We start from the raw sequence: 13023 nt of genomic DNA, 5'->3' as shown, positions 1-13023 counted from the left end.
GGCGGGGAGCATCCGGTCCGGGGGCGTCCGGCGCCGCCGGCGAATCGCCGCCGCGACCCGCGCGCTTCGCCGCCCGCCGCTCCCTGGCACCCTCGACGAGGTTGTACAGGGTCGGCAGCACGAGCAGGGTCAGCACGGTGGACGAGACGAGGCCGCCGATCACGACGATCGCGAGCGGCTGCGAGATGAAGCCGCCATGACCGGTGATCCCGAGCGCCATCGGGGTGAGCGCGAAGATCGTCGCGAGCGCGGTCATCAGGATCGGGCGCAGACGACGGGATCCGCCCGCGATCGTGGCGTCGTGCGCGCTCATCCCCTTCTCGCGGTACTGGTTGACGAGGTCGACGAGCACGATCGCGTTCGTCACCACGATGCCGATGAGCATGAGCACGCCGATCAGCGAGGCGACGCCGAGCGGCACGCCCGTGACGATCTGCAGCAGGATGGCGCCGGTCGCCGCGAACGGCACCGAGCTCAGCAGCAGGATCGGCTGACGCAGCGACTTGAACGTCGCCACCATCACGATGTAGACGATCAGGATGGCCGCGAGCATCGCGAGCCCGAGCTGGCCGAACGCATCCTGCTGCTGCGTCACCACGCCGCCCAGGGAGGCATCGGCGCCGGACGGGAGGTCGGCCTTCGCGATCGCCTTCGACACGGAAGCCGAGGCGCTCGCCAGGTCGTTGCCCTTCGGGGTGACCGACACGGTCGCCGTGCGTTGTCCGCGCTGGGTCGTGACCGATGCCGGGCTCTCGCTCTGCTGCACGGTGGCGATCTGATCCAGACGGACGAGTCCGCCGCGACTCGGGACCGTGAGCGCCTTGAGCTCGTCGACGGTCTTCGGCGGGTTCGCGCTCTGCAGGAAGACCGTGAGCGAGCTCCCGTCGATCTCGACGGATCCGATCTGCTGCGGGCGCATGGCCTGCGAGACGATGCCGCCGACCGCCACCTCGCTCAGGCCGCGCTGCGCCGCGGCGGCGCGGTCGACCTGCACCGAGATGTACGGGAGCGACGCGGAGAGGTTGCTGGAGACCTGGTTCACGCCCGCCGAGCCCTTGAGCTCCTTCACGAGCGCGTCGGCCGCCGTCGTCAGGGTCTTGTCGTCGGGCGCGGTGATCTTGACCTGGATGTCGCTGGATCCGAAGCCCTCGCTGGCGGCGATCGTGATGTCGCCCACGCCGTCGAGCTTCTTCACGGCGGCGCGCACGTCGGCCTGCACGGCGTCCTGGTCCGCCGAGGGATCGGTCGTGATCGAGTAGGTGATGCCGGAGCCGCCGCCGGAGAAGGCGTCGCGCAGCGCCGAGCCGCTCGAGCCGATCGAGACCTGCACGGTCTTGATGCCGTGGATGTCCTTGATCGCCTCCTCGACCTTCTGGGCCGCCTTGTCCTCGGCGTCGAGGCTGGGCGACTGCCCCAGCGACTGCGTCATCCGGAACGTGTTCTGCCCGCTGGATCCGAGGAAGTTGACCTTCATGAGCGGCGCCGCCGCCAGGGTTCCCACGAGCACGACGACGGCGAGCAGGACCGTGATCCAGGAGTGCTTCAGCGTCCAGCTCAGGATCGGCAGATACGCCTTCTGCAGCCGGGTCGGCGGCGCGTCCTCGTGCTCCGGGTCGATCGCGCGGCCGTCCGCGTCGAGCAGCGGCTTGCCCGGACGCAGGAACCAGTACGCGAGCACCGGCACGATCGTGAGGGCGACGAGCAGCGACGCGGCCATCGCGATCGTCACGGTGAGCGCGAACGGGCGGAACAGCTCGCCGGTCATGTCGCCGACGAAGGCGATCGGCAGGAACACGGCGACCGTGGTGATGGTCGAGGCCGTGACGGCGGTCGCCACCTCGCGCACGGCGCTGAGGATCGCGCTCTTCTTGTCGGCGCCCTGCACGTAATGCCGCTTGATGTTCTCGATCACCACGATCGAGTCGTCGACGACGCGTCCGATCGCGATCGTGAGCGCGCCCAGCGTGAGGATGTTCAGCGAGTATCCGAACGCCTGGATCCCGATGAACGTGATCAGGACGCTGGTCGGGATGGAGATCGCCGTGACCAGCGTCGAGCGCACCGAGAGCAGGAACACCAGGATCACCAGCACGGCGAAGACGAGCCCGAGCAGACCCTCCTGGGCGAGCGACTCGATGGACTGCTGGATGAACGGCGCCTGATCGAAGACGGTCGTGAACGTCGCTCCCGGCAGGTCCTTCTTGAGCTCGGGGATGAGCCCGGTGACGGCCTTCGAGACGTCGACCGTGTTCGCCGAGGGCAGCTTCGTGACCGCGATCGTGAGGGCGGTCTTGCCGTCGACCCGGGAGATCGAGGTGACCGGGTTGCCGTCGATCGCGACCTTCGCGACGGATCCGATGGTCGTGCCGGGCGTCGTGGCGCCGAGGAGCGGCACGGCCTGGATCTGCTCGACGCTGGTCAGCTTCTCGCCGGTCTGCACCGTGAGCGTGTCGTCGTTCTCGGTGATGGATCCGCCCGGGAAGAGCGTGCCGTTCTGCTGCAGGGCGTCCTTGATCGCGGTGGGGGCGAGTCCCGCGGCGAGCAGCGCCGTGTTGTCGGGGGTGATGGTGACGCGCTTGCCCTGCCCGCCGACGAGGGAGGCCGCGTTGACGCCCTTGAGCCGCTCGATCTTCGGGATGATCGTGTTCGTGAGCCGCTGCTGCGCCGTCTCCGCGTCGGAGAAGCCGGTGATGGCGAGCTGGATCACCGGGAAGTCGTCGATCGAGGCGGTGATGACCTGCGGATCCACGCCGTCGGGCAGCTGCGACTTGATCCGCCCGATCGCCTGGTTGACCTTCTGCTCGGCAGTGGCGAGATTGGTGCCGTACGCGAACGACGCCTGGATCACCGAGGAGTTCGTGGTGCTCGTCGCGGTCGAGGTGTCCAGGCCCGGAACGCCCTGGATCGCCGTCTCGACGGGTGTGGAGACGTCATGCTCGACGACCTCCGGCGAGGCTCCGGGGTAGCTGGCGACGATCGCGAGCTGGGGGAACTCGATCGACGGGATGAGCTCCTGCTTCAGGTTCGTGAGCGCGAGACCGCCGAACACCGCCGCCACGATCGTGACGAGGGCGATCAGCGCGCGGTTGCGCAGACTCAGGACGGCGAGCTTCGACACGGGTCCCCCTTCGTGCCCCGGTGCGGAGGACCGGGCCTACAGGCCAGATTCTAGAGCGCCTCGCCCTCACCCCCGTCACAGGATCCCGGCACTCGCCCGCGCCGGGATCCTGACGCCCGTTACTGGCAGACGCCGTTCTGGTAGTGGGTGTTGAACGAGTGCACCTGCACCCAGGCGACGGGCTTGCCCGTCTCCACGCTCCACTGCTGCGAGCCCTGGGCGGGCGCGGTGCCGTCGTTGGTGCCGTACGACGCCGAGGTGCCGTCTCGGAAGTGGGCGTTCAGCTCGTAGACGTCCGGGGCGCTGTCGTAGCTGACGATCACGCGCTCGCCGGAGATCGTGTAGCTGCCGTTGTCTCCGGCCGCCGCGCTGCCGCACGTCACGACGGGATCCGCGGAGCCCTTCGTCGAGGCGGACGCGAGGGGCACGGCGGCGGCCGCGGCGATCACAGGGAGGCTCCAGGCCGCTCCCTTGACGATCGTGCGGCGGCTCAGCGTACGGGTGGTTCTGGTGACCTGCTCGGACATGGTTCTCTCCCCTGATGTCGTCGCCCGCGGGCGCGCGGGCGCGACGCAGGCATGGATGCGATGACGCGCGGGCATGCGGATGCGCAGCCCCCGGCGCGGCTCGGACGGCGCTCGGGCGTGCCGTCCGGTCCTTCCACGTTCGCCTCCGCGGGGAGGGCGCCCGTGCCGTCCGGCGGAGAATCACCCCCCTTTTCACCCACCTGGCGAAGCGGCGGCTCGCATCGAGCCCGTAGCGTGGCAGTGAGTGTGAGGCATGCGTGCGCAGGCACCGGCGGACCGGGGCGTGCGGGGTGATTCGTGGGGACGAACGTGGATATCGGGGAACGGTTCATCGAGGCGGCGCTGGAGAACCGGGACGCGGACGCCGCCGCGCTCGTGGAGATGTGGCCGATCGAGCTCTGGTACTCGCTTCCCCCGTACCAGCTCGGCACGCTCCTGGCGCGCCTCTCCCCGGAGGCGCACCGTCTGAGCCCGACGGTCTCCTTGCTGTCGCGGGCCCTGACGCCCGACGACACGACCTTCCGGATGCCACGCCGACGGGGGCCTCTGCCGGCGAACCATCACCGTCGCGCCTCGATCTTCGAGGCGGCGCGGCGACGGGTGGCCGGGGATCCGGTCGGCGCCTACGAGCTGCTCGCGGGCCTCCGGGAGAACATCGCGGGGGTGTCTCGCTCCGGCGTCGGCCCGACCGATCCCGCTCTGGCGTTCGTCCTGATGCAGACCGCCGAGTCGGCGCTCCTCGCCGGACGCCTGCGGGAGGCGCTGAGCCTGTTCGAGGAGCTCGCCGCGGCGCCGCGGTCGGCCGGCATGGAGTTCTTCGCCCGCAGAGCGCACCTGCGGGGCGCGCTCATCCACCACCTCTACGGGAGCACGTGCGCCGCCCGCTCCCATCTGCAGCAGGCGCAGGGGGTGCCGCGCACCGCGAGCTGGGTGGAGAAGCGGCTGGACGGCGACCAGCGGCTGGTCGAGGCCCTGATCGCGACGGAGGATTCCGACGAGGCCTTCTCCGAGCTGCTGGACCTGACGTATTCGGATCTCGGCGAGCTGTGGCCCTTCGCGGTGATCGCGCTGCACGCCTGGGGCTCCGTCACCGGCCGTCGCGACGCCGCGCGCTCACGCATGGAGGCGATGGCGAACGCGGGGTTCGGGCGCGACGGCACGGGCCTCATCGGCTCCGTCCTGCCGCTCATGCTCGCGCTGGACTCGGTCCTCAACGGCGACCTGCCCCGGGCGCGCGCCGAGATCCACGACGTCCACGAGGATCACTGGATCGCGACGGTCGTCCGCGCGCTGATCGACATCGGCTCCGCCGCGCCGGGCCGCGCGAGGGACAGCCTCGGGGCTGCGGCCGATGCGACGACCGGTCTGGTGAAGGCCGACCGGCAGCGGCACCAGGTCACGGCGCTCGCGCACTACCTGAGCGGCGACACGGGGAGCGCCTCGGCCACGATCGCCCTGCTCCCGGTCAGCGCCCGCCGGTGCAGCCCCTACGAGATCTCCGTCCTCGACACCCTGGCGCCGGGCGTCCTCGGCGTGGTCGCGGATCTCGTGCCGGAGCTGCTGCCGGAGGGCTACCCGTTCGACCGCGCGGGCGTGCTCGAGAAGCCGTCGCTCACACGCCCCGAGCTCGAGGTGCTGACGAGACTGGCGCGAGGGATGAAGCGACCGGACATCGCCCGCGAGCTCTTCCGCTCGATCAACACGGTGAAGACCCACCAGCGCTCGCTGTACCGCAAGCTCGGCGCGTCCTCGGCGGCGGAGGCGGTCGCCCTCGCAACCGAGTCGGGGTATCTCTGGCACCCGCCGCAGGCCGCCCCGGTCACGCCGTGACACGGCGCGGGGAGCCGAGGCGCGCGTCTAGTCTGGGAGCATGTCGCGTCTGCTCGTCCGCCGTCCCTCGCCCCGTCTCGCCGAAGGCGAGCTGACCCACCTCGAGCGCGTCCCGGTCGACCCGGAGCTCGCTCAGCGCCAGTGGGAGGCGTATGTCGAGGTGTACCGCTCACTCGGCTGGGATGTGATCGACATCGATCCCGACGACGCGCATGCCGACGGGGTCTTCGTCGAGGACACCGTGGTGATGTTCGGCGACCTGGCCCTGCTCACCCGCCCCGGCGCCGATTCGCGTCGCGGGGAGATCGAGACCACCCGCGCCGCGCTGGAGAAGGCGGGCATCGAGTACGCCGCGATCGAGGCGCCCGGCACGCTCGACGGCGGCGACGTGCTCAAGGTGGGTCGCACCGTGTACGTCGGGCAGACCCTGCGCACGAACGCCGAGGCCGTCCGGCAGATGGATGCCCTGCTGGCGCCGCGCGGCTGGACCGTCGTGCCCGTCGAGGTCACCAAGGTGCTGCACCTGAAGAGCGGCGTCACCGCCCTCCCCGACGGCACGGTGATCGGCTACCCGCCCCTCGTCGACGACGCCTCGATCTACCCGGAGTTCCTGGCCGTGCCCGAGGAGCACGGCACGGCCGTCGTCGTCCTGGACGACGACACGGTGCTGATGTCGTCGGATGCGCCGCAGAGCGCGCAGCTGTTCCGCGACCGCGGCCTCACCGTGATCGAGACCCCGATCAGCGAGTTCGAGAAGCTCGAGGGCTGCGTGACGTGCCTGTCGGTGCGGGTGCGCGACTGAGCTGAGCGCGCCCTCCCCCGCGCTCAGCCCGCGAGGGTCGCGCCGAGCGCCAGCCCGCCGATCGCGGCGAGGATCCCGAGCACCAGCATCCCGGCCGCGTTGAACACCGCGGCCGGCCGGGATCCGTCCCGCCAGAGCGCGACGGTGTCGAGCATGGCCGTGCTGAACGTGGTGTAGCCGCCGAGCAGTCCGGCGCCGACGATGAAGGCGGCTGCGGGGAATCCTCCCGTGATCACGCCGAGCACGAAGGATCCGCTCAGATTGATCGCGAGCACGCCCCACGGATAGCGAGCGCCGACGAGCCGGGCCACCCCGAGGTCGACGAGATAGCGCAGCCCCGCGCCGACGCCGCCGGCGAGCGCGGCGACCGCGAACAGGAGCGGGCTCATCCGTGCGCCTGCGCGTGCGCCGAGCGAGGACGAGCCAGCGCGAGTCCGAGCACGGCCGCCCCGATGCCGAGCACGACACTGCCCGCGGCGTACGCCGCAGCGAGCCACGGCTGCGCGTGCCACAGCGTGACCGTGCCGACGGCGAACGCGCTGTAGGTGGTGAAGCCGCCCAGCACCCCCGTCCCGAGGAGGATCCGCACGGCGCTCGACCCCGGCAGCCGCGCCGCCAGGACGCCGATGAGGAAGGCCCCGAGGAGGTTCGCCACCAGGGTCGCCCAGGGAACGGCGCCGAGTCCGCCGCCCGCGGGGGCCGGCAGCGCGAGCCCCAGTCCCAGCCGTGCCGCGGTGCCGATCGCGCCGCCCGCCGCCACCAGGGCGAGGCGGAGAGGGATCGGCGAGGTCACGCCCGTCAGCCTAACCCCGGGATCCGGGAGCCGCGTCCGGCCGGGTTACGTAGACTCGGCCAGGTGGCGGAGGACCCGGCCCGGGGTCCCGCCGATCGGTTCGGAGCGACCGAGGAGGACGACGCGCGAGTGACATACAGGTCGGCTTTCGGCTGGGCGCGGCTCCTCACCGCGGCCGTGTGCGTCGTCGCCCTCGTGGACCGGCTGTTCTGGGGCCTGGGCTCGCAGACCATCGCCGGGCAGAACTTCCTCGCGTACCTCACGATCGAGTCGAACATCGCCTTCGCGATCCTCGCCGTGGTCGCGGGCGTCATCGCGCTGCGCACCCCCGAGGATCCGCGCTGGCTGACGACCGCGCGGGCGGTGGTGCTCAGCTGGACGATCACCGCGGGCCTCGCGTTCGCGCTCATCGTCTGGCAGGCGGGCGTGCACGGGGTGCCGATCTGGGTGCCGTGGTCCGACGTGGTGCTGCACTTCGTGCTGCCGGCGTGGACGATCGTGGCATGGGTGTTCGGCCCCGGCCGACGGGCCGCCTCCTGGCGGATCGTTCCCTACGTGCTGCTGTATCCGGTGCTCTGGGGCGTGTTCACGATCTGGCGCGGCGGCCTCGTGGGCTGGTACCCCTACTACTTCCTGGATCCGCGTCAGGTGTCGGGTCCGCCCGAGATGATCCTGACCTGCGCGATCGCGCTGGCGATCTTCGCGCTCGTGGCATCGGGGCTGGTCGCCGTGAGCCGGCTGCACCCGACCGCACCCGGCGATCCCGAGGATCCCGGTGGAGCGGATCCGGCCGACGCCGCGGATCCGGATCCCGATCGGTCCGACGCGATCGTCAGGGCGTCGGCGTCGCCCTGACGAAGAAGCGCAGCGACTCCCGCACGACGGCCTGCGCCTCACCGTCGCCGAGCTTCGCGAACGCCTCCGCCTCCGGTCCGCCGACGAGACCGACGAGCACGGGCTTGCCGGTGACCGGCTGCAGGTTGAGCCAGGTGCGGATCGGCGCATCGCCGCCGATGACGTGCCAGACGTCGGCGTCGACGTTCCAGAACGTCTCGTCGAACTGCGCCCACACGGTCTCGACGTACCCCGAGGCGAGCGCCGCGATCGCACCGCGCTGCGTGAACGGGAGCGCGGGCGAGAACTCCACGGCCTGATGCTGCAGCACGCCCAGCGGGACCGTGACCACGACCCGGTCGAACGACAGCGACTCGCCCGTGCCGAGGCGCAGGCTCACACCCGAGTCGTCGTGCGCGATCCGCGACACCGGCGAGGCGAGCGTGACCTTGAGCCCCGCGAGCGGGGCGTCCACCAGCACGCCCACGTCGCCGTCGGCCCCGACGAGCGCATCCGGGACGAAGGCCGGCGGGTACCAGCTCGACGCCTTCGCCGCGTCGGCGCCTGTCGTCGCCTGCAGCCAGGAGAGCGCGGCCGCCAGCCCGGGCTCGGCGGGATCCGCACCCGACGCCTTGAGGGCCGCGACGATCGTCGCGTCCGAGGGTCCGTTCGCCGCCTGGGCGACCGCACGCTCGACGGGGCCCTCGTCGACGGTGTGCGCGGCACCGTCCTTCGACCAGCCCGTCGCGGTGTCGAAGCGCAGGCGGTGCACGCCCTGCGCGGCGAGCTCCGCCCCCAGGGTGCCGTCGTCCTCGCCCGCGGAGAGCCAGGCGCCGAGCTGCACCGGGAGCGGCCAGTTCTTATCCGCGACCGAGCGGATCCGCCCTCCGGTGCGCTCCCGCGCCTCGAACACGGTCACCGTCAGTCCGGCGTCGGCGAGCGCACGGGCCGCAGCGGCCCCCGCCGCCCCGGCGCCGACAACCGCGATCCGTTCCCCGCCGGCCGCCGCGTCGATCACGGCCCGCGCGGCGCGTCGTCCCGAGGCGATCGCCCCCGGCACGGTGCCCGGATGGTCCTGGTCGGTCGCCTCTCCCGCGAAGAACACGCGGTCGCCGATCGACGCGGCGAGGTCCGCGCGCAGCTGCGGGGACGCCCCCACCGGCAGGTAGCTCATCGCCCCGCGCGCGTAGGGGTCCGTCGACCAGGTGCTGCGCATCCACGCCGACGGCGCGGGCGCGGCGCCCGGCGGGACCGTCGGGGTGGGCGTGGGCGGACGCGAGGTCGGCGGCTTCGTGGGCTGCGGCTCGGGCGTGCACGCCGCGAGCACGACTGCGACGGCACCGAATCCGGCGCCGACGAGCAGGTTTCGCCGCGTGATGCCCATCGTGGTGCCAGCCTATCCCGGGCGGCGTCGGGGCCGCCCTTGGTCTCGCGGCGCCCGGCCACCGTCCTCGCCGTTGCAGGCTGCACGAGATGGGAAACGCCGCTCCCCGGATCTCGGGAGCGGCGTTTCCACCTCTGCGGGTGCCGTCGGCTCGGCACGGGATGGAAAAGGTCGGCAGCAGGGCCGCCCGAGCGCCCTTTTCCCTCTTCTCGGGCCCCGGATCGAGCCCTGGTCCGCCTACGGGTGCCCGGGATCCGCCTACAGGTTCGCCTCGGCGTAGATGCGCAGCGCGTCGCGGACGAACTCCGCCCCGCCCGTCCCCATCGTGCCCGTGTCGGACTGCGCCGCCCGGTCGGCGGGCGTCGCGTAGTTCGCTCCGAAGCGCGGATCCGCCACGTACATCTCGCCGAGCCCGGTCACGTAGGCCTTGCGGTCCCCGCCCGCGCCGTACGCGGGGGTGCCGGGGATGCCCGTCAGCCACGCGACGTGACGCCGGGCGACGTCCTGCGCCTCCGGCGATGCGGGATCCGCTCCCGCCGCGGCGAGCGCGATCCAGTCGGCGCCGAGATCGGCGACGCGCTGCTGCCAGGCGGCCTTCTCGTCGGCGCTCAGCCCGCGCCACCAGCGGTCGCCGTCGGCGTAGGCCTTCGTGCCCCAGCGCGTCTCGACCTCCTCCTTGTACTGCGTGTGGTCGAAGCCGTCGAACATGTTCTCAGGCATGAGGTCCTCTCCTTCTCTCAGTGTGGTGATGGTGTGCTCGACCGACGCGATCTGCCGCGCCAGCCGCTCCTGCTCGGCGCGCAGCTGCGCCAGGTGCCTCTCGAGGGCCGCCGCCTCGACGGCGGCTCCGCGGACGTCGGTCGGACGCGGATCCGCGCCGACGACATCCGCGATGGCGGGAAGGCCCAGACCGAGCTCCCGCAGCAGCAGGATGCGCTGCAGGCGCACCAGCGCGCCCTCGTCGTAGTGCCGGTACCCGTTCGGCGCGATCCGGGTGGGCGGCAGCAGGCCGATGTCGTCGTAGTGCCGCAGGGTGCGGCTCGTCGTCCCGGTCAGCCGCGCGATCTCCTGGATCGACCAGTCCCGATGCTCCATGGATCCTCCTTCCGTCGTCGGTGAAACCAGGCTAGAAGTTGACGTCGCGTCAATGTCAACTGCTTCTCCGCGGCGCACCTCCCGCGCGGTACGTTCGTACCGTGACCACCGCCGATGCCCCGCACCCGCACGACGCTGCCGCTCCGCACCCGGAGGGGGCGACGCACCCGCTCGCCCTGGCCCCGGTGACCCCGCCGCCCGCGACCGTGGACGGGTTCGTGGCGGAGTTCCTGCGCACCCTCAACTTCGACTGCGGCGTCGCGCTGAGCGCCTCCACCGCCAACGACCGCTACGTCGCCCTCGCCCACACCGTGCGGGACTACCTGATGGGCCGCTGGCTGGAAGACCTGCGCCAGCAGAAGGAGACGCAGGCCAAGAGCGTCTGCTACCTCTCGGCGGAGTATCTGCTGGGCCGCCAGCTCGACAACAACCTGCTCGCGTCGGGGCTCACCGAGATCGCGGCCGAGGCGCTCGCGGCCTGCGGACTGAGCCTGGACGAGCTGCGCGAGCACGAGATCGAGCCGGGCCTCGGCAACGGCGGCCTCGGCCGGCTCGCCGCGTGCTTCATCGACTCGCTCGCGACGCTCGGCGTGCCGAGCATCGGCTACGGGATCCGCTACGAGTACGGCATCTTCCGTCAGACCTTCGAGGACGGCCAGCAGGTGGAGCAGCCCGATGCCTGGCTGACGCTGGGCTCGCCGTGGGAGTTCCCGCATCCCGAGCGCGCGCAGCTGGTGTCGTTCGGCGGGCGCACCGAGACCTATGACGACGGCGGCGTCACCCGCACCCGCTGGGTGCCGGCGTGGAACGTGAGCGCGATCCCGTGCAACTACATGGTCCCCGGGTTCGAGAACGGCCGCGTGAACACCCTGCGACTGTGGCGCGCGAAGGCCACCGACGCCTTCGACCTGCGCATCTTCAACTCCGGCGACTACGAGGAGGCCGTCCGCGCGCAGACCTTCGCCGAGAACATCTCCAAGGTGCTCTACCCTGAGGACTCCACGCCGCAGGGCAAGGAGCTGCGCCTGCAGCAGCAGTACTTCTTCGTCGCCGCGTCGATCCACGACTTCCTCGACACCATGCTCGCCGAGGGGTACGACCTCGCGAAGCTGGGCGACCGCGTCATCTTCCAGCTCAACGACACCCATCCGGTGATCGCCGTGCCCGAGCTGATGCGGGTGCTCGTCGACGAGCGCGGAATGGACTGGGACGCGGCGTGGGCGGTGACCCGCCGGTGCTTCGCCTACACCTGCCACACCCTGCTCCCGGAGGCGCTCGAGGTGTGGTCGGTCGATCTGCTGGGCCGCCTGCTGCCCCGGCATCTGGAGATCATCTACCGGATCAACGAGGAGTTCCTCGCGGCGGTGCGCGCGCGCTTCGGCGACGACGAGCTGCGGATCCGGAACATGTCGATCATCGCCGAGTTCCCCGAGCGCGCCGTGCGGATGGCCTATCTCGCGACGGTCGCCGGCTCCAAGGTCAACGGCGTCGCCGAGCTGCACTCGCAGCTGCTGCGGGAGAAGGTGCTCCCCGACTTCGACGCGTTCTACCCCGGGAAGTTCACGAACGTGACCAACGGCGTGACCCCGCGGCGATTCCTCCGGCTCGCGAACCCCGCGCTTTCGTCGCTCATCACGGAGGCGATCGGCGAGGGTTGGGTCACCGACCTCGAGCGCCTGCGCGAGCTCGAGCCGTTCGCCGACGACGCCGGCTTCCGCGCATCGTTCGCCGAGGTGAAGGCGGCCAACAAGCGCCGCCTGAACGATGTGCTGCACGCCCGGGACGGGATGCGCGTCGGCGACGGGCACCTCGTCGACGTCATGGTGAAGCGCCTGCACGAGTACAAGCGCCAGCTGCTCAAGGTGCTGCACGTGGTGAGCGAGTACGAGGGCGTGATCTCGGGACGGATCCCGCTCGAGCAGCTGCAGCCGCGCACCGTGGTGTTCGGAGCGAAGGCCGCGCCCGGCTACGCGATGGCGAAGAGGATCATCCACCTGATCAACGCCGTCGGGTCCACGGTCAACGCCGATACCCGCCTCGACGGCCGCCTGCAGGTGCTGTTCCCGCCGAACTACAACGTGACGCTCGCGGAGAGCGTGATCCCGGCCGCCGACCTCAGCGAGCAGATCTCGCTCGCCGGCAAGGAGGCTTCCGGCACCGGCAACATGAAGTTCGCCCTGAACGGCGCGCTGACGATCGGGACCGACGACGGCGCGAACGTCGAGATCCGTGAGCTCGTCGGCGACGAGAACTTCTTCCTGTTCGGCATGGCCGAGCCCGAGGTCGAGGCGCTGTCCGCCCGCGGATACCGCCCGAGCGAGTTCTACCAGGCCGACGCGGGGCTGCGGCGCGCGATCGACCTCATCGCGTCCGGCTCGTTCTCGGCCGGCGACCGCTCGGTGTTCGAGCCGATCGTGTCGAACCTGCTCTACGAGGACCGCTTCATGGTGCTCGCGGACTATGCGTCCTACATGGCCGCGCAGGACCGCGTCGACGCCGCCTACCGCGACGGCGACCGGTGGATCCGCTCCGCGATCCTGAACGTCGCGCGCTGCGGGTTCTTCTCCTCCGACCGCTCGATCCACGACTACATCGACCGGATCTGGCACACCCCGCCGATGATCTGACCCGCCCCGCGCC

The 13023-nt window shown here is 71.4% G+C and carries 10 protein-coding genes; 4 read left to right on the top strand and 6 right to left on the bottom strand.

The annotated features are described in order from the left end of the window. Together RL72_RS00810 and RL72_RS00805 are read right to left on the bottom strand one after the other, a co-directional pair. The coding region (locus tag RL72_RS00810) for an efflux RND transporter permease subunit (protein WP_045248899.1) at window positions 1-3118 on the bottom strand (3118 nt) is incomplete at its 3' end. Between the two features lie 119 nt (window positions 3119-3237). Next, window positions 3238-3645: a hypothetical protein gene (locus tag RL72_RS00805; protein WP_045248898.1), complete on the bottom strand. Its 408-nt coding sequence runs from the start codon at window positions 3643-3645 to the stop codon at window positions 3238-3240. Window positions 3646-3954: 309 nt separating this feature from the next. On the opposite strand from RL72_RS00805, the gene RL72_RS00800 reads away from it, so the two are divergent. Beyond that, a complete protein-coding gene (locus RL72_RS00800) occupies window positions 3955-5475 on the top strand; it encodes a helix-turn-helix transcriptional regulator (RefSeq protein ID WP_045248897.1) in 1521 nt (506 codons plus the stop codon). 40 nt (window positions 5476-5515) lie between these two features. Further along, window positions 5516-6277, top strand: a complete 762-nt coding sequence (gene ddaH, locus RL72_RS00795) for a dimethylargininase (protein ID WP_045248896.1) — start codon at window positions 5516-5518, stop codon at window positions 6275-6277. A 23-nt stretch (window positions 6278-6300) separates the two neighbouring features. Here the strand turns inward: ddaH and RL72_RS00790 are convergent, their stop codons facing one another. Together RL72_RS00790 and RL72_RS00785 are read right to left on the bottom strand one after the other, a co-directional pair. Further along, the gene (locus RL72_RS00790; RefSeq protein WP_045248895.1) at window positions 6301-6666 is read right to left on the bottom strand and encodes a fluoride efflux transporter FluC; all 366 of its coding nucleotides are present in this window, start codon (window positions 6664-6666) and stop codon (window positions 6301-6303) included. After that, window positions 6663-7070 (bottom strand): fluoride efflux transporter FluC, encoded by a 408-nt coding sequence (locus RL72_RS00785; protein WP_052674097.1) that lies wholly within the window; start codon window positions 7068-7070, stop codon window positions 6663-6665. The genes RL72_RS00790 and RL72_RS00785 overlap by 4 nt, the downstream gene beginning before the upstream one ends. Before the next feature lie 63 nt (window positions 7071-7133). Between RL72_RS00785 and RL72_RS00780 the strand changes: the two genes are divergently transcribed. After that, window positions 7134-7925, top strand: a complete 792-nt coding sequence (locus RL72_RS00780; RefSeq protein WP_052674096.1) for a Pr6Pr family membrane protein — start codon at window positions 7134-7136, stop codon at window positions 7923-7925. On the opposite strand, the gene RL72_RS00775 is transcribed toward RL72_RS00780, so the two are convergent. Then, on the bottom strand, window positions 7903-9288 hold the full coding sequence (locus RL72_RS00775) for a flavin monoamine oxidase family protein (protein WP_045248894.1): 1386 nt from the start codon (window positions 9286-9288) through the stop codon (window positions 7903-7905). The genes RL72_RS00780 and RL72_RS00775 overlap by 23 nt on opposite strands. A gap of 258 nt (window positions 9289-9546) precedes the next feature. Beyond that, complete coding sequence (locus tag RL72_RS00770; RefSeq protein ID WP_045248893.1) at window positions 9547-10383, bottom strand: MerR family transcriptional regulator; 837 nt, start codon at window positions 10381-10383, stop codon at window positions 9547-9549. Between the two features lie 185 nt (window positions 10384-10568). Here RL72_RS00770 and RL72_RS00765 point away from each other — a divergent pair, with 185 nt between their 5' ends. Beyond that, on the top strand, window positions 10569-13010 hold the full coding sequence (locus RL72_RS00765) for a glycogen/starch/alpha-glucan phosphorylase (protein WP_248700321.1): 2442 nt from the start codon (window positions 10569-10571) through the stop codon (window positions 13008-13010). Window positions 13011-13023: the final 13 nt, after the last annotated feature.

It is taken from the genome of Microbacterium azadirachtae (genome assembly GCF_000956545.1).
Taxonomy (GTDB): Bacteria; Actinomycetota; Actinomycetes; order Actinomycetales; family Microbacteriaceae; genus Microbacterium; species Microbacterium azadirachtae.
The sequence above is the reverse complement of the archived record's forward strand: the minus strand, read 5'-3'. Positions and strand labels throughout refer to the sequence as shown.